General features: G+C 69.3%; 24 protein-coding genes. 9 read left to right on the top strand and 15 right to left on the bottom strand.

The genetic code is table 11. The features are described from left to right. Positions 1–37 precede the first annotated feature (37 nt). Positions 38–1,669 carry a helix-turn-helix domain-containing protein gene (locus ACIQWG_RS02775; protein WP_404089475.1) on the top strand — a complete coding sequence of 544 codons (1,632 nt, stop codon included), beginning with the start codon at positions 38–40 and terminating at the stop codon, positions 1,667–1,669. A gap of 73 nt (positions 1,670–1,742) precedes the next feature. Here the strand turns inward: ACIQWG_RS02775 and ACIQWG_RS02770 are convergent, their stop codons facing one another. The 4 genes from ACIQWG_RS02770 to ACIQWG_RS02755 all read right to left on the bottom strand — a co-directional run bounded on the left by ACIQWG_RS02770 (position 1,743) and on the right by ACIQWG_RS02755 (position 5,566). Continuing rightward, positions 1,743–2,111: a polyprenyl synthetase family protein gene (locus ACIQWG_RS02770; RefSeq protein WP_404090771.1), complete on the bottom strand. Its 369-nt coding sequence runs from the start codon at positions 2,109–2,111 to the stop codon at positions 1,743–1,745. Between the two features lie 763 nt (positions 2,112–2,874). Further along, the gene (locus ACIQWG_RS02765; RefSeq protein WP_404089473.1) at positions 2,875–3,756 is read right to left on the bottom strand and encodes a metal ABC transporter permease; all 882 of its coding nucleotides are present in this window, start codon (positions 3,754–3,756) and stop codon (positions 2,875–2,877) included. Continuing rightward, complete coding sequence (locus tag ACIQWG_RS02760) at positions 3,753–4,619, bottom strand: metal ABC transporter ATP-binding protein (RefSeq protein WP_404089471.1); 867 nt, start codon at positions 4,617–4,619, stop codon at positions 3,753–3,755. The genes ACIQWG_RS02765 and ACIQWG_RS02760 overlap by 4 nt, the downstream gene beginning before the upstream one ends. An 8-nt stretch (positions 4,620–4,627) precedes the next feature. Beyond that, complete coding sequence (locus ACIQWG_RS02755) at positions 4,628–5,566, bottom strand: metal ABC transporter solute-binding protein, Zn/Mn family (RefSeq protein ID WP_404089469.1); 939 nt, start codon at positions 5,564–5,566, stop codon at positions 4,628–4,630. Positions 5,567–5,812: 246 nt separating this feature from the next. Here ACIQWG_RS02755 and ACIQWG_RS02750 point away from each other — a divergent pair, with 246 nt between their 5' ends. Both ACIQWG_RS02750 and ACIQWG_RS02745 read left to right on the top strand, forming a co-directional pair. Then, entirely contained in the window at positions 5,813–6,124 is a 312-nt protein-coding gene (locus ACIQWG_RS02750; protein ID WP_404089468.1) for a DUF1490 family protein, read from the top strand. Between the two features lie 46 nt (positions 6,125–6,170). Continuing rightward, complete coding sequence (locus ACIQWG_RS02745; protein WP_404089466.1) at positions 6,171–8,393, top strand: heavy metal translocating P-type ATPase; 2,223 nt, start codon at positions 6,171–6,173, stop codon at positions 8,391–8,393. A gap of 162 nt (positions 8,394–8,555) precedes the next feature. Here the strand turns inward: ACIQWG_RS02745 and ACIQWG_RS02740 are convergent, their stop codons facing one another. After that, on the bottom strand, positions 8,556–8,789 hold the full coding sequence (locus ACIQWG_RS02740; protein ID WP_404089465.1) for a hypothetical protein: 234 nt from the start codon (positions 8,787–8,789) through the stop codon (positions 8,556–8,558). A gap of 88 nt (positions 8,790–8,877) precedes the next feature. Beyond that, positions 8,878–9,036: a GTP-binding protein gene (locus ACIQWG_RS02735; protein WP_404089463.1), complete on the bottom strand. Its 159-nt coding sequence runs from the start codon at positions 9,034–9,036 to the stop codon at positions 8,878–8,880. A gap of 401 nt (positions 9,037–9,437) precedes the next feature. Between ACIQWG_RS02735 and ACIQWG_RS02730 the strand changes: the two genes are divergently transcribed. Then, a complete protein-coding gene (locus ACIQWG_RS02730; RefSeq protein WP_404089461.1) occupies positions 9,438–9,908 on the top strand; it encodes a Fur family transcriptional regulator in 471 nt (156 codons plus the stop codon). 276 nt (positions 9,909–10,184) lie between these two features. Next, positions 10,185–11,021 carry a class I SAM-dependent methyltransferase gene (locus ACIQWG_RS02725; protein ID WP_404089459.1) on the top strand — a complete coding sequence of 279 codons (837 nt, stop codon included), beginning with the start codon at positions 10,185–10,187 and terminating at the stop codon, positions 11,019–11,021. Positions 11,022–11,106: 85 nt separating this feature from the next. Here ACIQWG_RS02725 and ACIQWG_RS02720 read toward each other — a convergent pair whose 3' ends face one another. Continuing rightward, positions 11,107–11,484 (bottom strand): hypothetical protein, encoded by a 378-nt coding sequence (locus ACIQWG_RS02720; RefSeq protein ID WP_404089457.1) that lies wholly within the window; start codon positions 11,482–11,484, stop codon positions 11,107–11,109. Positions 11,485–11,646: 162 nt separating this feature from the next. Here ACIQWG_RS02720 and ACIQWG_RS02715 point away from each other — a divergent pair, with 162 nt between their 5' ends. The 4 genes from ACIQWG_RS02715 to ACIQWG_RS02700 all read left to right on the top strand — a co-directional run bounded on the left by ACIQWG_RS02715 (position 11,647) and on the right by ACIQWG_RS02700 (position 14,769). Further along, positions 11,647–12,606, top strand: a complete 960-nt coding sequence (locus ACIQWG_RS02715) for an ATP-binding protein (protein ID WP_404089455.1) — start codon at positions 11,647–11,649, stop codon at positions 12,604–12,606. A 53-nt stretch (positions 12,607–12,659) separates the two neighbouring features. Beyond that, positions 12,660–13,049 (top strand): SCO5389 family protein, encoded by a 390-nt coding sequence (locus ACIQWG_RS02710; protein ID WP_404089453.1) that lies wholly within the window; start codon positions 12,660–12,662, stop codon positions 13,047–13,049. A gap of 354 nt (positions 13,050–13,403) precedes the next feature. Continuing rightward, a complete protein-coding gene (gene rpmF, locus ACIQWG_RS02705; protein WP_007387878.1) occupies positions 13,404–13,574 on the top strand; it encodes a 50S ribosomal protein L32 in 171 nt (56 codons plus the stop codon). Positions 13,575–13,581: 7 nt separating this feature from the next. Next, positions 13,582–14,769, top strand: a complete 1,188-nt coding sequence (locus tag ACIQWG_RS02700; RefSeq protein WP_404089451.1) for a GTP-binding protein — start codon at positions 13,582–13,584, stop codon at positions 14,767–14,769. A 509-nt stretch (positions 14,770–15,278) separates the two neighbouring features. On the opposite strand, the gene ACIQWG_RS02695 is transcribed toward ACIQWG_RS02700, so the two are convergent. From ACIQWG_RS02695 to ACIQWG_RS02660, 8 genes are all read right to left on the bottom strand, one after another. Further along, complete coding sequence (locus ACIQWG_RS02695) at positions 15,279–16,094, bottom strand: ABC transporter ATP-binding protein (protein WP_404089449.1); 816 nt, start codon at positions 16,092–16,094, stop codon at positions 15,279–15,281. Continuing rightward, on the bottom strand, positions 16,094–17,122 hold the full coding sequence (locus tag ACIQWG_RS02690; protein WP_404089447.1) for a FecCD family ABC transporter permease: 1,029 nt from the start codon (positions 17,120–17,122) through the stop codon (positions 16,094–16,096). The genes ACIQWG_RS02695 and ACIQWG_RS02690 overlap by 1 nt, the downstream gene beginning before the upstream one ends. An 82-nt stretch (positions 17,123–17,204) precedes the next feature. Further along, on the bottom strand, positions 17,205–18,209 hold the full coding sequence (locus ACIQWG_RS02685) for an ABC transporter substrate-binding protein (RefSeq protein ID WP_404089446.1): 1,005 nt from the start codon (positions 18,207–18,209) through the stop codon (positions 17,205–17,207). 97 nt (positions 18,210–18,306) lie between these two features. Beyond that, entirely contained in the window at positions 18,307–19,290 is a 984-nt protein-coding gene (locus ACIQWG_RS02680) for a PLP-dependent cysteine synthase family protein (RefSeq protein ID WP_404089444.1), read from the bottom strand. Continuing rightward, positions 19,287–20,426: a histidinol-phosphate transaminase gene (gene hisC, locus ACIQWG_RS02675; RefSeq protein WP_404089442.1), complete on the bottom strand. Its 1,140-nt coding sequence runs from the start codon at positions 20,424–20,426 to the stop codon at positions 19,287–19,289. The genes ACIQWG_RS02680 and hisC overlap by 4 nt, the downstream gene beginning before the upstream one ends. Further along, positions 20,423–21,826 (bottom strand): MATE family efflux transporter, encoded by a 1,404-nt coding sequence (locus ACIQWG_RS02670; RefSeq protein WP_404089440.1) that lies wholly within the window; start codon positions 21,824–21,826, stop codon positions 20,423–20,425. Before ACIQWG_RS02670 ends, hisC begins: the two co-directional genes overlap by 4 nt. A 29-nt stretch (positions 21,827–21,855) precedes the next feature. Then, complete coding sequence (locus ACIQWG_RS02665; RefSeq protein ID WP_404089438.1) at positions 21,856–22,836, bottom strand: ornithine cyclodeaminase; 981 nt, start codon at positions 22,834–22,836, stop codon at positions 21,856–21,858. A 50-nt stretch (positions 22,837–22,886) separates the two neighbouring features. Further along, a complete protein-coding gene (locus ACIQWG_RS02660; protein WP_404089436.1) occupies positions 22,887–24,248 on the bottom strand; it encodes an alanine racemase in 1,362 nt (453 codons plus the stop codon). Positions 24,249–24,512: the final 264 nt, after the last annotated feature.

Below are 24,512 nucleotides of genomic sequence, written 5' to 3'. Positions count from 1 at the left end.
TTGCGTGCGCAGACTGCCGTATGGTTAGGACGTGGTCATGCCCTCATCGTTCGCCGCGAGTTCCGGCTGCCCTCCGCCGATTCCGGGGGCACGGTGGAGCGCGGCGGACGCGCCCGTTCGACCGCTCCTGCTCTGGGTACGCACCGGCACGGCACACGTGCGCATCGACGGCGGCCCGATGCTCCACCTCAGGGCCGGCGAAGGCGCCTGGATTCCCGCGGACGGCCGGGCGGAGCGGGCGATCACCACCGAGCCGGGCACGGTCGCCTTCCCGCTGTGTCCCCACGCGGGCGTCGGCGCTCGGGGGTTGTCGGAACTGACGCGGTTCGACGTTCCCAGCGGCTGGCAGGACTGGTTGATCCAGCTCTTCAACCTGCAGGTCACTCCGTTCAGCGGCCGCGGGTACTCCCCCGAGGCGATCGAGGAGCTTCTACGGCGTCCCGGCTCGCGCCCGCCGACGCCCGCCGTGGCCGGGCGAGAGGCAAGCCCGGAGGGGTTCGCCTCGCCTGCGATGCCGCGAGCCCGCGGCGCCAGAGCGGTCGCCGAGGAACTGATGCGCGACCCCGGGCTCGCCCTCACCGTCGAGCGATGGGCATCGCGGGTGCTCTGCAGCGCGCGCACCCTTCGCCGTGACTTCCTCGCCGACACCGGGCTCACGTTCGAGCGGTGGCGGCTGCTCTGCCGGCTCGGTGCCGCCGTGGAGTTCCTCGCCGCCGGTTACGACGTGGACCAGGTGGCCGCTCTGGTGGGCTTCGCCAGCCGCAACGGCCTCACGCGGGCCTTCAAGGGACAGTTCGGACTGACCCCCCACGAGTTCGGACGGGGACTGTTCGCCGGGCCTGGCGCCGGTGGGCTGACGCAGCGGGCGGCGGCGGCACGGCAGACCGACGACCTGATCCGGATGATGCGCGACACGGACACTCCCACCGCGCCCGAGACCCTGCCCGCGGCCAGCACGCCGTCACATACCAACGACATCCACGTCCTCAGCTGGATGTACCGGGGCAGCGGGTACCTGGACATCGGCGGCCGGCGCTACGAGCGGGAGCGAGGCGTGGCGACCTGGATCCCGGCGGACATGGAGCATGTCACCGGCCTCCGCGAGAACTCCGTCTCCCTGCCGCTGGGCAACGCGAGTACCGCCGACCTCCACCTGACCGGGCCGCTGCAGGTGCGGTTTCCGCCCACGTGGGACGACTACTTGATGTTCTGTTCGATCAGCGCCCGGTCCGGACTGCGTCCCGACGATCACGACCCCCGCCACATCCTCGACCTGTTCGCGGACCAACTCGCCGCGCAGCGAGCGCTGTCGGTGCCGATGCCGACCGATCCGCGCGCGCGTGCTGTCGCGATGGAGTGCTTGCGTCGTATCGGCGAGCCCGGCGGGACGCAGGATGGCGATGTCCGTGATACCGATGTCCGTGATGCCGATGTCCGTGCCGAGATCCACCGCGCCTTCCGCGACGAGACAGGTATGACACTCGGTCGCTGGCGTTACGCCGCCCGCATGCGCATCGCCCGCGACCTGCTCGCCGGAGGCGCCCCGCCCAGCGCCGTCGCGCGCCGGATCGGGTACGCCCACCTCCCCACGTTCAGCGCCGCCTTCTCCCGCTTCCATGGACTCTCCCCACGCGAATACCAAGAACGCGAGGTGGCCAACAGCCGCTGAGAGGACGTTCGCGCCACCTTCGCCCAGCCGGACATGCAGCAGGCGTTGACCGTCCCGCCGTGGCGTGCCGCAGTTATGCCGGGCCGTCAGGCTCGGCATGCGCGTCACGAGGGATCGTGATGCTGGAGGGGATCCGGATGGATTCCAGCTCGGTCAGGGCCTGACTCCATCCGTCCAGGAGAGCCTCGGGGCGGGGCAGCCCGGCGTCTGTGTGGAAGCAGATGGTGGCGCGTTGACCGTAGGGGCACAGCGGCGTACAGGCTGCGAGTTCCCGGCCGGGCGCGCTGTTGTGGCTGAGTGCGTCCACGGTCGCGAGAGTCCGTTTCAGTCCGCCCAGGTCCGACCCTGTCGGCTTGCCGGTCTTGGCTTCATCACCCCAGATCCCCAGCAGGTCATTGGCGAATTGGAAGGCCACCCCGGCCGTGGTGAACGCCTCGGTCAGCAGCTAAACGCGCAACACAGACAGGGCCTGTTCCGGCACCGACCAAGCCGGCAGGGTGGCCCCGAAGCACTGACATAGGCGCAACACGCACACCCCGCCCCCGAACTATGTAGTCCCACCACATGTGCCCCTGACCAGCAGATTCCTACCGTGGGCGAACACCTACCCGTCCCCACCGCAACGAGGAAGTGGCGCACATGGCCTCCGCTACAACCGCTCCCCCACCACCAGGCAATCTCAAGCGCATAGTCGCCGCCAGCCTCATCGGCACCACCATCGAGTGGTACGACCACCCACTTATTCAGGGCTAGGACCTGCGGCTTTGAGTGATCGCGGGCGTCCGAGTCAGCACCGAACCAGCACCGGAAACTTCCCCTGCTGCTTGAGAACCTCCCGACGACCGGCGTCGCCCCCTCTGACGCTCCAGCTAGGCTCGGCCGGCCGTTACAGACCGTACTCAAAACCGGGAAGTCACCTAAGGGTGCCCGATTCCCCGGCACACGGCACACGGCACACGGCACCGACCCCGAGGTCCGGACAGGCCCTGGCTCCCGCAACTCCCATCCGGAGGACCTGACACTCCGGACGCCCGCCCTGGACGGCCCCGCCGAAGTCCGCCACTGGAATCCCGCACCCGGCACGAGCGCTCACCCCGGCCGTGTACAGGTCGACGTCGGTTCCGGTGACCGACGTCCTGTGAACTCCGGGACGGCTCTCCGAGGTCTTCAGGGTCGATGCCGAAATCGGCCCCCGAAGCTGATAGTCAGCCGAGTTCGGGAACCGTTGCCCGGTCCCCCCACTGCCGAGTCCGGTAGGTACCCGCCAGTCGGCACACGATGTAGATCGCGAACGAGATCGTGGTGACGTACGGGCTGATGGGGATGGAGCTACCCAGGGCCAGCAGGATGCCGCCCTCGATGGAGACCACCGCGAACACCACGCTCAGCACGGGCAGCAACACCGGCGAGGCCGTGATCCGAGCAGCCGCCGCAGCGGGCGTGACAAGGAGGCTGAGGACCAGCAGCGCACCGACGATCTGCACGGACAACGCGACTGCCAGCCCCAGCACGAGCATGAAGCCGAACGACAGCGCCCGCACCGGCACACCCCGCGCCTCGGCCACATCCGGGTCGGCACTGGCGAAGGCGAGCGGCCGCCACACCACCGCCAGCGCCACGAGCACCACTGCCGACGTGCCGAGCAGCCACGACATCTGCGGAGTGTCGACGGCCACGATCTGTCCTGTGAGAATGCCGAACTTGTTCGCCGCCCGGCCCTCGTACAGGGCGAGGAAGAGCACGCCGAGGCCGAGGCCGAAGGGCATGAGGGTGCCGATCACCGAGTTGCGGTCCCGGGCACGGGACCCGAGCAGCCCGATCGCCCCGGCGGCGATCAGCGAGCCGACGATCGAGCCCGCCACGATGTTCACCCCCAGCAACAGCGCGGCCGAGGCCCCCGCGAACGACAACTCGCTGATGCCGTGCACCGCGAACGGCAGGTCCCGCATGATGACGAACACTCCCACGAGTCCGCCGATCAGGCCGAGCGCGGCGCCGGCGATGAGGGAGTTGCGGACCAGGTCGAGCAGTTCGCCGTAGTTGTCGAAGTTGAAGATCTGCTGCCAGACACCGTCGGCGATCGTCATGGCCGTACTCCGCGGGGTGGTTCATGGTGATGTGCCGGTGCCGTCGCCTCATTCGGTACGCCGACGACGGTGATGCGGTCCCGGACCCGGAGGACGTCGACCTGGGTGCCGTACAGCTGTGACAGGGACTCGGAGGTGAGGACCTCGTCGGGTGTGCCGATCCGGTAGCCGCCGTGAGCGAGGTACAGCACGCGGTCCACCATGCCCAGCACGGGGTTGATCTCATGGGTCACGAAGACCACCGCTGTGCCGTGGGAGCGGCGGCGGGCGTCGACCAGCTCCGTGACGGCCCGTTGGTGGTGCAGGTCGAGGGAGAGCAGCGGCTCGTCGCAGAGCAGGATGCGCGGGTCGGTCGCCAGGGCCTGCGCGATGCGTACCCGCTGCCGTTCGCCGCCCGAGAGCAGACCGACCGGGACGTCCGCGTACGCGGCGGCGCCCACCGCCTTGAGGGCCTCATCCACCTGGTGACGCACCGCGCGCGTGCGCCACCGGGGCCCGAATCCATGCCCGTCGATACCGAAGCGGACCAGGTCCCGGGCGCGCAGCATCGCATGCGCGGAGAGCGTCGCCTGCTGCGGGACGTAGCCGATGTGCCGGCTGCCGTTGCCGGGCGGGTGGCCCAGGACCGTCAACGTGCCTGCGGACAATTGCCGTTGCCCCAGCAGGGCACGTACGAGGCTGGTCTTGCCAGAGCCGTTCGGGCCGAGCACGGCCAGGAATTCCCCGGGCCGCACGTCGAGGTCCAAGCCCTGCCACAGCACACGGTCCCCGTACGACAGGGCCGCTCCCCGCAGGCTGACCACCGCCGCGCCGGCGCCAGGATCGTCGATCCTGGCCTCTCGTGCACGGGGCAACGACGCCACAGTGGACCTCACTTGCCCAGCGCGCTCGCGAGCGCGTCGACATTGGCGGTCATCCAGCCGATGTAGCCCTTGCCCTCGGGCAGGGTCTCGGTCACGGGGACGACGGGGATCCCGGCGGTTTTGGCCGCCTGCTCGACCTTCTCGGTCTGCGGGCCGGTGGTCTGGTCGTTGTAGACCAGCGCCTTCACCTGCTCACCGGTGAACAGCGCCAGCGTTTCCTGCAGGGTCCTCGGGGAGACGTCGTCGCCTTCCTCGATGGCCTCGCTGAACTCCTCCGGGGTCTTGTTGACCAGTCCGCTCGCCTCGGTCATGTACAGCGGTACGGGCTCGGTGATGGCCACCGGCTCACCGCCGTGGTCGGCCTTGATCTGCGCTTCCTTCGTCTCCAGCGGCTTGAGCTCCGCCTTGAAGGTCTCGGCGTTCTTCGTGAAGGTGGCGGCGTCGTCGGGTGCCGCCTTGCCCAGGGCTGCCGCTATTCGGTCGGCGAGCTTGGCCACGGTCGGGAAGTCGTACCAGACGTGCTCGTTGAGCTCCCCGCCCTCCGGGGCGGTCTTCCCGGAGACCTTGACCGCGTTGATCACCTCAGGGGACGCGTTGTCACCACTCTTGAGCATGCGGTCGATGAAGTCGTCGTATCCGCCGCCGTTCTCGATGACGACCTTCGCCTTGGACAGCGCCAACTGGTTCTGGGTGTTGGCCTCGTAGGAGTGCGGGTCCTGGTCGGGATCAGTGATGATCGAAGTGACCTCCACCTTCCCGCCGCCTATCTGCTCGGCGATGTCCCCGTAGACGTTCGTCGAGGCCACCACCGGGACCGCGGACGAGGCGGCGGGACTCTGCGAGGCGTCGCTGTCATTCTCCGCGTCGGACGAATTGCCGCAGCCGGCCAGGAGGATCAGGGAGACGCCGGCGGTGAGCGCCAGAGAGCGGGACGAGGACACACGCATGGGATTCCTCCGCGACACGATGATGTATCCGCCGAGATCGACCCGTCCCGGCTTCGGCATCACGCTAGGTGAAAACGAGTGTCAAGACCATCTTCAGCCATACAACATGGAATTCATTACCGAAAAGTTTACTCTCGGCATACGCTTCCGGCTCGGGGTGAGACTGCTGCGCAATGTCGCCCATGGGGCGACAATTGACCTACCGCGTCGAAGACGGCTGAATCCGTTCCGCGGAAGGAGACCACGATGCATCCCGCCGCTCTCGCAGGTGCGGTCGTGGGCCGCATCGCGCACTACGCCCTGTCCGGAACCGCCGGCGTACTGGTGCTGCGCGGCGCGGCCAAGGCCGCGCCCAAGGCGAAACCCGCAGCCCGGAGGCTTCTGGTCAACGGGATCGCCGGCGGCATCACGACCGGGCGGCGGCTCGGGGAGGCCGCCGAGGAGGCCCGCCTGAAGGCAGGGGACCTGCTGGCGGAGGCCAGGGAGCAACTGGGCGAGGAGGCGGCGCCTCCTTCGGCGGTCGGTGTCGAGGGGCACGACCACGATCACGAGCACTGACCGGTCACTGACACTGCTTGATCACGAGCGCTGCGAGGCGATCGTCATGTCCGCACCCGGGGACGTTCCCCTGCCCCGTTCCGGCTCCGGTGTCGTAGTACGGTCCGCCGCCGCAGGCCGGGTCCGGCTGACGGTTCCGTGGCTGCGGGCGCGGCCCGGCTGCGCCGGGATCGTCGACGAGCGGTTCACCGATCTGCCGGGGTTCCGGGCGTTGCGGATCTTCCCGCGTACCGGTGCCGTCATCGTCTGGGTGCAGCCCGACCTGGTCGACGTCGACCGGCTGATCGCCGCTCTGGACGAGGCGCCGCCGCCGGGCGTGCCCGCTAGGGCGAGCCGTTCCGTGCCCGACTCCTCCACAGGAGAGGTCGCACGGCTGGTGGTCGGCGGCGCGGTGCTCGCTCTCGTGGGCGTACGACGACTGCTCGGGCGGCCCCCGTGGACACCGGCGGGCTCGGCCGGCCTCCTCGGCGCGGTCACCGTCTTCACCGGGCTGCCGTTCTTCCGCGGCGCGGCACGCACCCTCGGCGGCAGACGCCACGCGGGCACCGACCTGCTGGTCACGACAGCGACCGTGATCTCACTCGTCCTGCGCGAGAACGTGGTCGCCCTCATGGTGCTGTGGCTGCTCAACATCGGCGAGTTCCTCCAGGCCATCACCCTGCGGCGGACCCGGCGCGCCATCGAGGAACTGCTCTCCATCGGCGAGGAACGGGTCTGGCTGGTCCGCGACGGCGTCGAGGTCGAGGTCGACCTCGACGAAGTCAGGACCGGAGACCTCGTCGCGGTCTACGAACACCACCGCATCCCGGTCGACGGCACCGCCGCCTCCGGCGAGGCCCTCGTGGACCAGGCCGCTATCACCGGCGAAGCCCTCCCGGTGTACGTCCAGCCCGGCGGCGAGGTCTACGCCGGCACCCTGGTCACCAACGGCTCCCTGGCCATCCGGGCCACCTCGGTCGGGCAGGACACGGTCGTCGGCCGGATCATCACCCGGGTCGAGGAGGCGCAGGCCGACCGGGCCCCGATCCAGACCGTCGCCGCCGCTTTCACCCGCCGCTTCGTGCCCGTCTCGTTCGCCCTGGCCGGCGTCACCTACGTACTGACCCGCGACGCCAGGCGGGCGATGACCATGCTGCTGATCGCCTGCCCCTGCGCCGCGGGCCTCGCCACCCCGACCGCGATCAGCGCGGCCATCGGCAACGGGGCCCGCCGCGGCACTCTCATCAAGGGCGGCACCCACCTGGAGGGGATCGGCCGCGTCACCGCCGTGGTCTTCGACAAGACCGGGACCCTCACCCTCGGCCGCCCTCTGGTCACCAGTGTCGTCACCCTTGACGACGCGGTCACCGCCGATGAGGTCCTCAGCCTGGCCGCCTCCGGCGAACTGCACGCCCGCCATCCGCTCGCCGAGGCCATCGTCCGGCGCACCGAGGAACAACACCTGCACATCCCCATCCACCAAGCCTGCGAGGTCGTCCTCGGCATGGGCGTCCGCGCCGAACTCGACGGCACCCGCCTGCTGGTGGGCAGCCCCGCGTTGCTGCGCCGCCACGGTCTGGAACTCTCCGAGGTCGCCCAGGAGTGGACGAGCCGACTGCGCGCCGGGGGCGAGACCGTCATCTGCCTCGCCCACGACGAGAGGCTGATCGGCATGCTCGGCCTGTCCGACGCGGTCCGCGGCGGCGCCGACATCGTCGTCCGCCAACTCACCGACCTCGGGGTGACCCGCATCGTCCTCCTGACCGGCGACGCACCCGAGACCGCCCAGGCCGTGGCCGACGCCCTCGGCATCACCGAAGTCCACGCCCACGCCCTGCCCGAGGCCAAACTCCAACTGATCCGCGACCTCCAGGCCGAAGGACACAGCGTGGCAATGGTCGGCGACGGCACCAACGACGCCCCCGCACTCGCGCTCGCCGACGTCGGCATCGTCATGGGCGCGCACTCCTCCCACGTCGCGCTGGAGACCGCGGACATCGCCCTCGCCGGAAACGACCTGCACCAGGTCGCCGCCGTCGTCGAACTCAGCCGGCACACCCTGCGCGTCGTACGCCAGAACTACACCCTGGCCATCGGCGTGAACCTCGCCGGCCTCATCGCCGGCGCCGGCGGCTCCATCAACCCCGTTCTCGCCGCCCTGCTCCACAACACCAGCAGCATCGCCGTCGTCGCCAACTCCGCCCGCCTGGTGGGCCACACACCACATCTGCCGAGCGACACGGCGGGACGGCTGCGGGCCGCACCGCTGGAGGAGCGGCGAGTGCGCTGACGCGGGGGCCCGTGCCTGGAGTTCATCACCAGCCACCGCCGAAGCCCAAACACATGCAGTAATCGCTATCGGTCACACCCTGGGGGCACTGGGGCCGCCCGGCCTCCCGCTGGGCAGCCGGGCAAGTACACATAGGGAGGCTCCCACACCCGGCCCCGCCGTTCACGGCACATCGGGGCCGCTGAGCAGGGGGGCGGGGATGGCGGCCCAGCCCTCTCGCCCCAGCGACAGATCGGCGTCAGTGAGGAGGGCTGCGTCAAGCGCCGATCGGATGCAGGGCGGGTCCAGGCCGACGCCGGTGACAGTGAGCTCGTTGCGCCGCTCACCGTAGTAGTCGTGCCGTCGTGCCAGAACCAGGAGGCGAGCGGGCGCCGCTGCGGGGAAGCGGCCTCCCAAGCGCGGCGTTTCCCTGCTCCAACCAATGGTCGGCCTCGGCCAGTTCCAGATGCGCTCCTGCCGAGCGCCGGGCAACGACGGAGTCGGGTCAGCCTGCCAGCCACAGATGACCGCAGCTTCGTACGACACCGAACAGCACGTCCGCGAGAACGTCGGCCATGCGCTGCGGATGCACCGGGCGGCGAGCCCGCCACAATACGGACTCCGCGCCCTGGCTGACGCCGCCCGGCCGACGGATGCGCGGCACGGTAACCGGCTCCAGCCGGGCCCGCCCCACGTCGTCGGCCGCTCAGGGAACGGGCTGGATCGAGAGAGGCGGAAAGTTCCTGGTCCGGCAGATCCAGGAGCAGCGCCTGGGCATTGAGATGACCGACCAGCGCCCCGACCCGCGCCGCACGGCGGTCCCGGTGCGGCGCATGCGGCACGAGCAGCACATCCCGCCGCCTCCACCTGACGCACCGACGTCGGCGGGAGTCAGTGGCTCACCGCGTCCGTCCCCGTTCCACAGGCGCACGGCCCAGTGCGCAGGCACCGCGCGCGGCAGCACTGGCCAGCTTATCGCCGGGCGCCACATGGACATGGCTTTCATTTTCATCTATCCTTCACTGCACGTCCGCCTCGATCCGACACGACCGGGGGTGATCTGCTGTGAGCGGCCGGATCACACGTCAGCGCGCGGCCGTCCTCAATGGGCTGACGCGCTGTCATGAGTTCGTGTCCGCCCAGGAGTTGCACGCCCGGTTGACGGCCGACGGCACCCAGATCGGGCTGACCACCGTCTACCGCGCCCTGCGCGATCTTGAGAGGACCGGCGGCGTCGACGTCGTACGCGACGAAGTCGGCGAACGGCTCTACCGCCCGCGGACCGGCGACGAGCACAGCCACTACCTGATCTGCCGCAGCTGCGGCCGCAGTCGTCCGGTGGACTCCGAGGTCATCGAGGAGTGGACCGAGCGCATCACCGCCGAGACGGGCTTCGCGGCCGTGGAGCACACCGTCGAACTCACCGGCGTCTGCACCGGCTGCCAGCCCGCAGCGGACGAAGGAGGCAGTCGACGATGGCCCTGGGATTCAGATCGCACTGCTCATCGGGACCGGCGACCCAGCCGCGCCGGCTGACGGAGACCGTCCGATCGGTACTCGGCCCGGAAGACGACACCGCCCGTCGTGATCGCCCGGCCGGCCTCCGCCGGGCCCGGCTGTCCGCCCGTGCAGATGGTCGTCGCCGCGCCCTGCCACTCCACAACAACGGCGCGCCTGCCGCGCCTTGGGCGCAGACCTCGCCTGCACCCATGAGACGGCTGCCCACCTCTGATGGCCACGAACCCGAACGAGCTCTCCGACGAAGGTAATGGGCCACCCCATCCCGTACACACACAAGCCAGGGAGACAGTCATGGCAGAGAACACGGAATACGGCGTGCGACTGGGGTCGGTCCAGGAGACCCTGCTGATCCCGCTGTACGGCCGGGCCGTGGAGAACAGCAAGCCGGAACCGGCACTGCGCGATCCGCGGGCCGACGAACTCGTCGCGTCCATCGACTACGACTTCACGCGCTTCGACGGCCTGCCCAGCCTGACCGGCACGGTGCTGCGCACCGGCCTGTTCGACCGCTGGGTCGCGGACTTCCTGGCCGCCCACCCCGCCGGCACTGTCGTGGAGATCGGCACCGGGCTCAACACACGATTCGAACGCGTCGACAACGGCCGGGTCCGCTGGTTCGACCTCGACCTGCCCGATGTCGTCGACCTGCGCCAGACCTTCTTCACCGACTCCCCGCGACGCACGATGATCGCGTCGTCGGTGACGGACGGCGCGTGGGCCGACATCGTGACCGCGCACTCGGACGGACCGTACTTCCTGGCCGCCGAAGCCGTGCTGCCGTTCCTGACCGAGAGCGAGGTCCGCGGCGTCATCGACCTCGTCGCCGACCGCTTCCCTGGCTCCCTCCTCGCCCTGGACACCGCCGGGCCCAGCATCGTCGACCACCAGGACCAGCACGACGCCTTGAGCAAGGTCGAAGCACGGATGGCCTGGACATGCGCCGACCCGTCCCGGCTCAGTGACTGGCGGGCCGGCACAGAGGTCCTCGCCTCGCACACGCTCAGCAGCCTCCCGCCCCGGATGTACGACGAACTACCGCCCGCCTACCAGGACATGCTCTCCGGGCTCGCCACGCAACGCCTGCCCCAGGTCGAGGAGTACCGGCTCAACCTCGTCCGCTTTTCCTGATCTCCGCCCCGACCGGGTCGCGGAGACCGGCCGAGCCAGCCGCGCGTCCCGGTCGGGCTGAGCCGTCCGGCCACGATCGAGTGGCTCAGTTCAGATGCGTTACCTGCCGTGGAGCGGGGGCGGCGCGGAGCCGCTCGGGCAGCGTGCCGTCATCAGGCATCCCGGCCCGCAACCACGCCCCGACCATCTCGGCGTCGGCCTCGTTCAAGAGCGGGCCGAGGCGTACGACCGCCCCGGTGGGCCCGCGGTCCACCGCGCACGGCTGCACGGCCGCGTGCACCCCGCGAGCACCCCGGCAGCGCAGCACCTTCCCCAGGCAGCCGGCGGAGACCATCACCCCGTGCGGACAGGCCCGGACCGCGCTCCGCAGTCCGTCCCTCACCCGTTCGTCCGCGCCGCGACACGTACCGCAGACGACCAAGGTGAAGGGGCGGCTCCGAGGGCCGCGAGCGGCATCGTTCACACCCACATCTCCTCCCGACCGCGCAAAGGGATTCCCTTGCTCACGCCACGAGATCCCCAACTCGCGCCCATGAGCAGCCAGTTGAAGCGGAGCCGATTTGACAGCACCCCACCGCACCCCCAGCCTATGCTCATGACATCCATTTCCAATAGGGGTCGTTAGATGCGCGTTGCCTTCGTGGGCAAGGGCGGCAGCGGCAAGACCACCCTGTCCGCCCTCTTCACCCGTCACCTGGCACGCGCGGGCGCCCCGGTCGTCGCCATCGACGGTGACATCAACCAGCACCTGGCGTACGCCCTCGGCCTCGACGAGGACGAGCTCTTCACCGCGCCGCCGCTCAGCGCGCGGACCGGCGACATCAAGGACTACCTGCGGGGCACCAACCCCCGGATCCCGTCCCGCGACGCCATGGTCAAGACGACCCCGCCCGGCCGTGGCTCCCGGCTGCTGCGCCTGCTGGGTGACGACGAGATCCACGCCCACCATGTCCAGGAGGTGGCCGGGGTCCCCCTGATGGTCACCGGCGCCTTCGACGAGAGCGACCTCGGAGTGGCCTGCTACCACTCAAAGCTGGGCGCGGTGGAGCTGTACCTCAACCACCTCGTCGACGGCCCCGGAGAGTACGTCGTCGTCGACATGACCGCCGGTGCCGACGCCTTTGCCTCCGGCCTGTTCACCCGCTTCGACATGACGTTCCTGGTGGCCGAGCCCACCCGCAAGAGCGTCTCCGTCTACCGCCAGTACCGCGACCACGCCGCCGAGTTCGGCATCCCGGTGGCCGTCGTCGGCAACAAGGTCACCGGCGAGGACGACCTCGACTTCCTGCGCACCCATGTCGGCGACGACCTGGTCGCCCACTGCGAGCAGTCCTCGTACGTCCGCGCCCATGAACAGGGCCGCGAGCACGGTGAGTTGGAGCCGCACAACGCCCGCACCCTGGACCGGCTGCACGCCGCCGTCGACGTCCGACCCAAGGACTGGACCGCGTTCCAGCGGCACGCCGTCAACTTCCATCTGCGCAACGCCACGGCCTGGGCCAACGCCGCCACCGGCCAGGACCTCGCCGCCCAGGTCGACCCGCAGTTCCAGCACGGTCCCGAGGCACTGGCCGCCCTCGCCTGACCGTCACCACGCCCAGCAGCCAAGAACAGAACCCCAGAACAGGACAGCACCTCATGTCGCTCGACGTCTCCCCGCAACTGCTCGCCGAAGCCGAGAAGGGCCAGGTGCGAGAGCAGGACTTCGTGGAAACGGTCCGTACGTCCCTGCCGTACGCCTATGACCTCGTCGCCCGCCTGGCCGACCAACTGCGCTCCGGAACCGCGGAGTTCGCCGACAATCAGACCCCGCCCTCGGAGAAGGAGCGCGGCCAGCTGCTGCGGGCCCTGTCCAGCGACGCGATCCGCGGCAGCCTGGAGCGGCACTTCGGTGTCGCCCTCGCCTTCCAGAACTGCCACCGCGTCGCCGTATTCCCGCCCGAGGCGCGCGGCGGCGAGACGTACACCCGCTTCACCTCCCTGCGCGCCCAGATCCTGAACCAGTCACCGGAGTTCCGGGACTGCTGAGGCCGTCGGTCTCACGCCTTCACCTCACCGGCCGGTGCTGTCGGCGCGGCGGCGTCCTCGCGCGACAGCTGCCCGCGCCCGGCGGCACGCCCGCCGGCGACGAGCGGCGCGGCGCACGCAGACGTCGCCATCGCCGAGATGCGGGCCGGCGAACCCGTCAGCACCGGACAGCTCGACGCCGAGTGGGGAGCGCAAGGTGCTGGAGAACAACCGGCCTCGGATCGAGGATCCCGCATTGTTAGCCGCCACTGAGCAGCGGTGAGCCGAAGAGGGGGCACCAGCGGCAGAGTACATAATGACATCCATTTTCATGTATCGTTGTTGCCCTCACCCGTCGCACCCGGAGGTGTCCCCATGGCCGTACCCAAACGCAAGATGTCGCGCAGCAACACCCGGCACCGTCGCGCGCAATGGAAGGCCACGACGCCTCAGTTGGTGACGGTGACGGTGGACGGCGTGCCGTACCTCGTCCCCCAGCGGCTGGCGAAGGCGTACGAGCGCGGTCTGCTCCGCCCCGAAGGCTGACGGCCGCATGACCTACGCCCCTTCACCGCGCCTCCCCGTCACCGTCCTCTCGGGATTCCTCGGCGCAGGCAAGACCACCCTGCTCAACCATGTCCTCGGCAACCGTGAGGGCCTGCGTGTCGCCGTCATCGTCAACGACATGAGCGAGGTCAACATCGACGCCGCCCTGGTGCGCGGCGGCGAGGCAGCACTGTCTCGTACCGAGGAACGCCTGGTCGAGATGACCAACGGATGCATCTGCTGCACCCTGCGCGACGACCTGCTGGAGGAGGTGGACCGGCTGGCGCGCGAGGGGCGTTTCGACTACCTACTCATCGAGTCCTCCGGCATCTCCGAGCCCATGCCGGTTGCCGCGACCTTCGCCTTCGCCCGCGACGACGGCGCCACCCTCGACGACCTGGCCCGGCTGGACACGATGGTCACGGTGGTGGACGCCGCCAACTTCCTGCTCGAGCTGGCGGGCGGTGACGAACTGGCCGAACGGGGCCTGGACCAGTACGAGGACGACGAACGCACGGTCAGCGACCTGCTGATGGACCAGGTCGAGTTCGCCGACGTCATCGTCCTGAACAAGCTCGATCTCGTCGACGCCGCGTCCGCCGAACGCCTACGGGCCACTCTCGCCCGGCTCAACCCGGCCGCCCACATCGTGCCGGCCGTGCGGGGCCGTGTACCCGTCGGCGAGGTCCTGGGCACCGCCCGCTTCGACCTGGAGCGGGCGCAGCAGGCCCCGGGCTGGGTCAGGGAACTCAACGGCGACCATGTTCCCGAGACGGAGGAGTACGGCATCTCCTCCACCGTCTTCCGCTCCGGGACGCCCTTCCACCCCGGGCGGCTGTGGACGTTCGTGACCGAGGCACTCGACAGCGGCGCCTACGGGCAGGTCCTCAGATCCAAGGGCTTCTTCACCCTCGCGAGCCGCCCCCATGTGACGGGACTGTGGTCGCAGGCCGGCTCGGTGGCACGCTTCGAGCCCTCCTCGGCACGGGACACCGACAGCCCCTTCACCGAGGAACTCGTGTTCATCGGCACCAACTTGCGCTCGGAGCCGCTGCTGGCAGCCCTGGCCGACTGCCTCATGCGGGAAGACGAGCGACCGCCGGCTTCCGACCCCTTCCCCGCATGGGACACCTACGGCATCGACGAGGCCTGCGCACACGAGCACGATCCCCTCACCGCTGCGACGGGGCACTGAGACTCCGGGCCGGACGGTGGTCGCAGCCACGGCACCGTCCGGCCCGGTACGCGATGAGATCGTCGCCTCGACCGACTACAGCTCGGCGCGCTGCGGCGCCCTGAAGCGCCCCGGTCGTCGATCTCCGGGCAGCCCGTTCCCAGAGCTTTCCGCCGGCCCTCGACACAACTGGGGCCGGCTTCTTCGGCTCCCGGGCACAGCGCGACTTCCTCAACGAGTTCGGGCCCCGCATGCCACGGGTACCGCACCGATCCGCTGCTGGTGCCCGGCTGAACTCCCGCTCCGCCATGAGCAGATGGTGCCCGCACATTCACCACGCGGCGGCTTCCACCTCCAACCTCCAACAGCCGGGAGGCACCGGCTCAATCTGCTGAGCCCGCCCTGAAAATTCGGGCACACGTCCGGGAACACACCTTTGGCCGTGACCCCGCCGAGTCACGGCCAAAGACTCCGCCCGCCACGCGAGCGGCACGGCCACCAGGAGGACTTGGTGGCCCCGCTGATGAGGCCTATTGGGGATCGAGTTGCATCGCTTTCGTGGCAGCAGTTCTTGTGGCGGTGGCGGCCAGGTAGGTGATGCGGAGGGTGCCGGTGGTGTGTTCGCGGTCGACGAGGACGTTGACGCCGTAGACCGACTTGATCAGGTCCGGGGTCAGCACGGCCTCCGGGGCGCCCGCCGCGGCGACCTGTCCGTGGTCGAGGACGACGATGTGGTCGCAGTACCGGGCGGCGAGGTTGAGGTCGTGCAGGGCGACGACGCAGGTGACGTCCAGTGATGTCAGCAGGTCGAGGAGTTCGAGCTGGTGGCGTATGTCAAGGTGGTTGGTGGGTTCGTCGAGCAGGATCTCCTGCGGTTCCTGGGCCAGGGCGCGCGCGAGTTGGGCGCGCTGCTTCTCCCCTCCGGACAGGGTGTGCCAACTCTGGTACTGCTTGCCGGTGATGTCGGTCCGCTCCAGGGCCGCGTCGACGATCCGCCGATCGTGCTCGGTCAGCGCGTCGAAGCGGCCGCGGAACGGTGTGCGGCCGAGTTCCACGACCTGGCGGACGTTGACGTGGTTGTGGGCGGACACGTCCTGTTCGACGACCGCGAGCCGGCGGGCCCGCACCCTGCGGCTGAGGTCGTGCAGGCTGGTGTCGTCGAAGTGGATGGTTCCGGTGTCGGGGCGGCGCAGTCCGGCGAGCAGGCGCAGCAGTGTCGACTTGCCCGAGCCGTTGGGGCCGAGGAGGCCGACGATCTTCCCGTCGTGGGCTGCCATCTCGATGTTGTCCAGCAGCCGGTGGCCCTTGACCGACCAGGAGAGTTGGGTGGTGGTGATGCGGCCCATCAGGACTCCAGACGCTTCAGGACCAGCGCGAAGGCGGGCGCGCCGAGGAGCGCGGTGATGACGCCGGCGGGCAGTTCGTGGGGCGAGAACGCTGTCCGCGCGAACACGTCCACCCAGATGAGGAAGATGGCGCCGACGATCGCGGACAGGGGTAGCAGGGAGCGGTGCGTCGGGCCCGCGAGGATGCGGACGGCGTGCGGGATGAGCAGCCCGATGAAGCCGATCGCGCCGGATGCCGCCACGGCGGCCGCCGTCATGACCGAGGTCAGCACCATCAGCCAGACGCGGGCAGCGGTGACGTTGATCCCCAGGGCTTCGGCGGAGTCCCACCCGAACGTGAAGGCGTCGAGGGCGGGCGCGAAGAACTGGACGGCGATCACCCCGATCAGGATGATCACGACGGTGACGGTCACCCCCTCCCACCGGGCGCCGCCGAGGGTGCCGAGCAGCCAGTAGGTGAAGCCGCGGGTGGAGTTCGCGTCGCCGCTGACCATGAGGATGACCGAGGTGACCGCCGCGAAGAACTGCGACACGAGCACGCCGGTGAGCACCACTCGGGAAGGGCTGGCGACACGCCCCCCGCCGAGCAGGACCAGCAGCAGGGCGAAGGAGACCAGCCCGCCGACGAACGCTCCGGTCGACAGGGAGATGCTTCCGCCGATGCCCAGCAGGAGGACGGCGACCGCGCCGGTGGAGGCGCCGGAGGAGACTCCCAGCAGGTAGGGGTCGGCCAGGGGATTCCTCGTGACCGCCTGCAGGACCGCGCCCGAGACCGCCAGGGCCATGCCGACGGCGCAGGCCAGCAGCACCCGCGGGAAGCGCGACTCCCAGATCAGCGCGTCCAGCAGCCCCGGCAGTGGCGGGGTGGGGGCGATATCACCCAGGCCGATGTGCCGGAGGATCGTGGAGACGACGTCCAGGGGCTGGATGTTCGCGCTCCCGAAGAGCGACGCGGCGACGACCGACACCAGCAGCCCGGCCACGGCCAGGATGAAGAGTGCCACCGTCGAGGCGCGCCGCGCGCCCACTGGAACCTTGTCAGGGCTGTTGACCCTAGTCCCGGTGGGCGCGGCAGTCGTTTGTGAGCTCGTGGTCATGGCGGTTGACGACTCAGCCAAGCTTGTTCAGGCCGTCGACCAGCGCGGGGACCGCGGACGCGCTGCCGTAGCTGGGGTCCATGTGGGTGCCGGGGATGGTGACGAACCGGTCGCCCTTCACGGCGGCGAGCTTGCGGGTGAGGGGGTCCTTCTTGAGCAGCTCGATCTTCTCCTTGGCGGTGTCGTTGGGTTCGCCTCGGTTCAGGTCGGCCAGGATGATGACGTCGGGGTTCCGGGCGGCGACCTCGTCCCAGCTCACCTCCGCCCACTTGGTCTTCGCGTCCTCGAAGATGTTCTCGACCCCGACGCGCTCGGAGATGTGCTGCGGCAGACCACCGGGACCCGCGGCCCACGGGGTGCCGTCGTAGGTGGAGTAGAACCACATCACCTTCAGCGGCTTGTCCGGCTTCTTGTAGCCGCTCAGTGCCTTGTCCACCACGGCCTTCTGCTCGGTCGCCAGCTTCTCGCCGGCGTCCGGCACGCCCATGATCTTGCCCAGGCGGCGGTACTCCTCGTAGAGCATCTCGAAGTCCGCGTCGGCCACGCTCTCGTGGTACGAGCAGTCGAACTCGGTCAGGTAGGTCGGCACGCCCAGGTCGTGCAAGTCCTTGCGGTCACCGGCCTCCTCCTTGGTGAGGAAGCTCGCGAAAGAGCTGTAGACGAAGTCCGGCTGTGCTTCCAGCAGCTTCTCGTGCTTGATCGTCTCGCCCTCCCCGGACAGGATGGGAATCTTCTTGTACTGCGCGGCGATCGCGTCCGGCGCCTTCTCGATCTCATAGCCCGATCCGGCGATCCGGTCCCCCACCCCCAGGTGGATGAGGATCTCGGCGGCGGTCTGGTTCAGCGTCACGACCTTCTGCGGCGCGGCCTTGTAAGTCACGTCGGTGCCGCAGTTCTTGATGGTGAACGGGTAGGTCGTCCCGCCCTTCGCCGCCGTCGTCGCCTTCCCGGCCGCATCGGAGGCCGAGTCGCCGCCGCACCCGGCCACCGCGAGCATTGCCGCGGCAGCCGTAAGCATTGTGGTAATCATTTTCGTTTTCATCGGCTGATCGTTCCAATCCGTAAGTGGTGCCAGAAGGGCATCGCGTCGCAGTGATCGGCTCGTCGGCCGGGTGTTACTGCAGCATCGCGGCCAGCCGGTGGACGACCTGCTCGTCGAACAGGCCGTTGGCTGCCATCCAGTCGTCGTTGAACACGGTGTCCAGGTACTTGTCGCCGCCGTCGCAGACCAGGACGACGATGGTGGTCCCGGGCCCGGCGCTCCGGGCATGCTCAAGGGCCTTGTAGACCACGCCGCCGGCCGAACCGCCGATCAGGATCCCGAAGTTCCTCGCCAGGTAGCGGCAGGTCTCGAAGGCCTCCGAGTCGCTGGCCTTGACTCCCTTGTCGATCACTTCGTAGTCGACGACGCCGCCGATCTCCGAGCCCTCGGGCGTACCGGTGCCGGACTGGTGGTACGGCGCGCCCGGTCCGCCGAAGACGACCGACCCCACCGGCTCGACACCGATGATCTTCAAGTCCGGGATGCGTTCCCGAAGGACGCGGCCAGTGCCGCAGAGCGAACCACCGGTGCCGACAGCCCCGTACAGGTAGTGGATGTCGTCGCCGAGGTCGTCGTGGAGTTCGCGGGCGAGCGGCCGGTAGCCGTTGGGGTTCCCCTGATTACGGTGTTGGGCGGTCCAGTACGCGCCGTGCTCGGCCGCGAGTCGCTCGGCCACGGTGTCGCGTTCGGCGGTGGCGAGGCCCTCCTCGTCCCCGGCGACGTTGAGTATGTCGGCGCCGTAGGCGAGCATGCCGCGCAGCTTGTCCGCGCTGGAGTGGTTGTCCACCACGGCGGTGAACTTGTATCCGCGTTCGGCGGCGATGAGTGCGAGGCCGAGCCCGGTGTTGCCGGAGGTGGACTCGACCAGCCACCCGCCTGGGGAGAGCAGCCCCGCCTCCTCCGCCTCGTCCACCATGTTCCGCGCCATCCGGATCTTGGCGGTGCCGGTGGGGTTGAACTGCTCCAGCTTCAGCAGGACGGTCGCCGAACTCTCCGCAACCGACAGTTTGAGCAGGGGTGTTCGGCCTATCAGGTCGGATACCTTGCTCTTGATCACAGCTTTCCCTTCGCACAGATCTCCGTCAGACACCGCACGAACACGTCGTTCTCCTCGGGCGTCGACAGGGAGGCTCGGATGTAGGTCTCGTATCCCGGCTCGCGCCACGCCTTGACGATGATTCCGGCGCGGTGCAGCTCCTGGGCGACTCGGTCGGAGCGGTAACCGGTGTCGATGAACAGGAAGTTGGTCGAGGACGGGACCACACGCAGTCCCGCGCCGCGCAGCCGGTCCGTGACCCTGGCGATCTCCAGACCGGTCAGGCGTACCGTTTCCGCCAGGTGCTCGTGATCGCCCAGCGCGGCAATGGCGGCGTCCTGGGCGGGTTGGTTGACGTTGTACGGAGTACGGACCCGGTCCAGTGCCTGGATCAGGGCGGCGTCGGAGGCGATGCCGTACCCGACCCGGAAGGCTGCCAGGCCATATGCCTTGGAGAAGGTGCGCAGTACGATCCACGGCCGGTCCTGGCCGCGCAGTGCCTCCAGCCCGTCGGGGTACTCGGGGTCGGTCCGGGCGAACTCGCCGTACGCCTCGTCGACGACGAGCAGGGCCGACTCCGGCATGGCGGCGACGACCTGCTCCAGTTCGCCGGCGCTGAGCATCGCGCCGGTGGGATTGCACGGGTTGGCGAGGAAGACGAGCTTCGGGCTCGCGGCCAGCGCGTTACGCCAGGCGGCCGCGTCGAACCCGAACTCGGCGGTCACCGGGACCTTGACGACCCGGGCGCCCATGACGCGGGGGAAGATCTCGTGCAGGGCGAACCCGGGCGCCTGGGTGACCACCAGGTCACCGGGATCGAGTACTGCCTGGCACAGCAACTCCAGAATGTTCTCCGAGCCGTTGCCCAGCACGACGTGCTCGGCAGGCACGTCCAGGCTCGTCCCGATGGCCTCGGCCAGCCGCTTGCCTGTGGGATCGGGGTAACGGGAGACGCCGCCGGCCAGGCTGAGGCGTACGGCTTCGGCGACGGTGGGAGAGATGCCGTACGGGTTCTCGTTGTTGGAGAGTTTGATCACGTGGCCGCCGCTGAGGGCGGCCACGTCGTCCGGGTCGGCACCGGGATCGTAGAGCGGCAGGCCCGCCACTTCGCTGCGTATCAAGGACGCCGAAGTGGCTGGTGCGAGGACGGGGTTCATGACGGCTCCGGTTGCGGGACGGGGGCGCCGGACGTCTCCCGGTGGAGCCGGTCGACGCGGCGCAGGAACGCGACCAGCAGGATGGCGGCGGTGGCCGCGAGGCCGATGGTCTGGCCGATCCAGACGCCCTCGACGCCGAAGTCGGCGGTCACTCCGAGCAGGTAGCCGGCGGGCAGCCCGATCAGCCAGTAGCCGACCAGGGAGATCCGGAAGGGCCCGGCGGTGTCGCCGATGCCGCGCAGGATGCCGTTCCCGATGTTCTGCGTGGCGTCGAAGACCTGCATGAGGGCGGCGATCAGCAGTCCGGTCACCGTGAGCGCGACGATGTCCGAGTTGTCGGCGTGCTCGGCCGAGATGAACAGGGACACGATCGGGTTCGGGATCGCCAGGTACAGGACGGCGATCACCAGCGTCGCGATCACTCCCCAGGCCGTGCCCAGGAGTCCCATGTGGCGTGCTGTCGTGTAGTCGTTGACGCCGTCGGCCTCACTGATGTGGATCGACGCCGCGTGGGACAGGCCGGCGGAGATCATGAAGACGATGTAGACGATCTGGTTCAGCACCGTCTGCGCGGCGAGGGCGTTGACGCCCAGGGAGCCGATGATGAGAGTGAGGACGCTGAAGAACCCGGCCTCCGAGGCATACGTTCCCGAGATCGGCAGGCCGAGTCGCCAGACGGACCGGACCGCGTCCTCGTTCCAGCGCCGCGCGTCGGGCGAGGTGAGGTACGGGCGCAGGACGCTGTCGCGCAGGATCACCGCGATGAACGCCAGGAAGGACAGCAGGAACACCGTGACGGTGGCGATCGCGACGCCGACGAATCCGAACTCCGGCAGGCCGAACTTGCCGTAGATCAGTGCGTAGTTCAGGCCGATGGTCGCGCCGACCGAGGCCAGTGTGATCGCCAGCAGCGGGCCGGGGCGCTTGAGGCCGGTGGTGAAGTGCCGCAGGTTCTGGAACCACAGGCAGGGCAGCATGCCCGGGGCCAGGACCACCAGGAAGTCACCTGCCTTGTCGACCACCTTCGGGTCCTGGCCCAGCAGGATGAGCAGTGGGCCGATCAGCAGCAGCACCGCGCAGAACGCCACACCGCAGACGGTCGCCCAGAAGAAGCCCGCGAACAGCAGGGCGCCGATCCGTTCCCGGTCGCCTTGCACCCGCGCCTCGGCCACCAGGTTGCTGACCCCGGTGACCAGGCCGGTCCCGGTGGTACGCAACTGGTTGAACAGCGCGATGGCCAGACCGGCGGCGGCGATCTCGACCGCGCCGAGCCTGCCCAGCATCACGATGTCCACGGTGGTCAGCGCGACATAGGCGAAGTTGGTCAGGATCAGCGGAAACGCGAGCTTGAGCAGCGCCCGCGAGTTCTTGACCCACCAGCCGACGCCGGCCTCTGTCATGTCGGTCGTGTCGGTTGTCCGGGAACTGCTCACCAGAAGTTGACCTTTTCCCCGCGCTCGCTCGCCTGCGCGAGATCGGCTATGTACCGGCCCAGCGCGGCGTCCGTGACCGCCATGCCGCTGTTGTAGGCGAAGACCACGTCGTCCGGAGTGCGCCGGGCGGGTGCCCGGCCGAGCAGGACGTCGGGCAGTTGGGCGTCGACCGACGGCAGGCTGCCGTCCTCGCCGCGCAAGTCGTCGCAGGTGGCGTGCATCTGGGCGGTGTCGGTGGCGATCCGGTAGTCCGCGCCGTGGCACACGTCGGCATGCACGCCGTACCCGAGGAGTACGGCGACCGAGCCCGGCTTCATCCAGTCCCGCCGGACCTCCTCCGTGGCCGACAGGCCAGCGGCGCCGATCACGATGTCCGCCTCACCGGCGGCCTCCCGGAGATCCTTCACGATCTCGACCTCGCGTCCGTCGACGCTGTCCTGGACCGCGCGCAGACCCTCGGGGTAGGTGCCGAACACCTGCAGGCGCTCCAGCTTCGGCAGGGCCGCGACCAGCATCGGCAGGGCCGCCTGCCCCTGGACGCCGGTGCCGACGACCAGGGCGGTTCGAGCGTCGGGGCAGGCCGCGCGGGCGAACAGCGCGGTGGTGGCCGAGGACCGCAAGGGGCCGAGCTTCACCACGTCCATCAGTGCGATGGGCGCCCCGGTGGTGTCGTCGACGAGGAAGATGAACGAGTGGAACCGGTAACTGTCCCGGGTGCGGCGCGGGTCGAACTCGTAGACGGCCTTGAAGCAGACCGTGCCGCTGCCCGCGTCCCTGGCCACCATCGAGTAGCTCAGCGAGCGGTGGTCGGGATCGTCGATGATCGTCTTGACCGGGTTGTTCGAGCCGCCTTCGCGCAATGCGCGGTAGGCCTGCTCGACGACCTCGATCACCTGGCGGTGGTCAAGGTCGAGACCTTCTTGCTGGGACTGTGGCAAAAGCCACAACTGCCCTGGCGGGGCGTAGCTTTGTGACATGCGGGGCTTCTCCTTCATTCGAGGTCGCGTCGGATCGGTTCGAGGTCGCGTCAGATTCCGTCCAGGTGCCAGCGCGGCCGGGCCCCGCCGTCACCGAGCCGGAGGACGGCTTTCAGGGGCAGCGCGGCGTCATGGAACGGTGATTCGTTGGAGTCCATCTGGTAGCCCGCGGTGTTGAGGTAGACCAGGTGGTCGCCGCGCCGGACGGGCCGCGGGAAGCCGATCTTCCGCCAGGTCACCAGGTCGCTTTCCAGGCAGGTCGAGCCCGCGACGCAGGCCGGGAACATCTCGTCGGCGGTGGACTGGGCGGACATCAGCAGCGGGTCGGGGAGGTAGTCACTGTTGAACCACTGCTCGGAGAGGCTGAAACTGCTGCCGGCGACCGTGACGATCGCGTACCCCTCGGTGTCCCGCCGGTCGTCCACCTGCCGAACGCGGTACATGGTGAATCCGGCCTGGTCGAGCAGGGCCCGGCCGGGCTCTACGACGAACCGGATGCCGGTGCGTCGTGCCTTCGCCGACAACGTCTCGGCCCCGTCGACCGGGTGCGACATGATCGCGCGCACCGCCTGGGCGGCCGTCTGCCCGCCGTACGGATAGAAGTCCTTGAAGTTCTTGGCCGCGTGGTAGTGGGCCGGTTCGTTCTGCTCGATGAACTCGTCCCAGAGTCGCGGCTCGACATAGCGGACCGGCAACCCGCCGCCGATGTCCACCAGTTCGGCGGAGAGCGAGCCGCGCCGCCTGGCGTCGAGGCAGTGCTCGATCATCTCGTTCGCCGCCGTCGCGCGTGCCGCGGTGGAGTAGCCGTTCAGGTGGAAGGAGAAGCCGCGGAGGCTGATGTGATCGGCGAGTTCCGCGCACAGACCGACGGCGGCGTCACGCTCGGCGGCGGACAGCCCGAAGCGGCTTCCCGGTTGACCGGCCGTCCGGGACCTCAGCAGGACACTGGCCTGCCGTCGCGCGAGCCGCGCGGTCGCGGCGAGACGACGTAGCTCACTGATCGAGTCGACGGCGACCAGGCAGCCGTGCTGAACGGCCAGAGCGTGCAGGGTGTCGTCCTTCTCCGGGCCGGAGATGCCGATCCGGTGTCCGGGCACCCCGCCTGCCAGGGCCTTGACCAGTTCGGGGGTGCTGGCGGCGTCGATCCCGACACCGAGGGCAGCGGCCGACGTGACGTAGCAGTCGGCCTTGTTCGCCTTCTTGGCGAACAGGATGTCGGCGGTGGTGCCCGACTCGGCGAACGCCCGCCGGAGTTGGGTGACGTTCTCCTCGAAGATCTCGGGCAGCACGACGTGCAGCGGCGATCCCAGGCCGTCCAGAAGGTCGGCGAGCAGGGCGCGGTGATCCGTCAGGAGGGTGGAGACGGTGGGATGGCGGAGTGCGGTGAGCGCGAAGGGCCGCACTCCGGCCATCGGAGGCGCCGGCGCCTGCGGTGAGATAAACACACCAGATTCTTACACGATGATGACACTCATTTTCAATAAGTGGTAGCGACGGTGCCCTGCCCGCTCGGTGCGGACGGGCATCAATGCCACTAATCGGGCGCCCGGTCCGGCGAATCCTTCGAGTTGGGAGGCCAGCAGTTCGACTTAGCTGCTGTCGAGGGCGAGAAACTCCTAGTGAGTTTTGAACAGGAAGGTGTCCTGGGGGCGCCAGCGTCATGAGGCCGCGCAGGT

Source organism: Streptomyces sp. NPDC098781 (assembly GCF_044759995.1).
In the GTDB taxonomy this organism is placed as follows: Bacteria; Actinomycetota; Actinomycetes; order Streptomycetales; family Streptomycetaceae; genus Streptomyces.
Note: the sequence above shows the minus strand (reverse complement) of the source record. Positions and strands in the feature narration are given on the sequence as shown.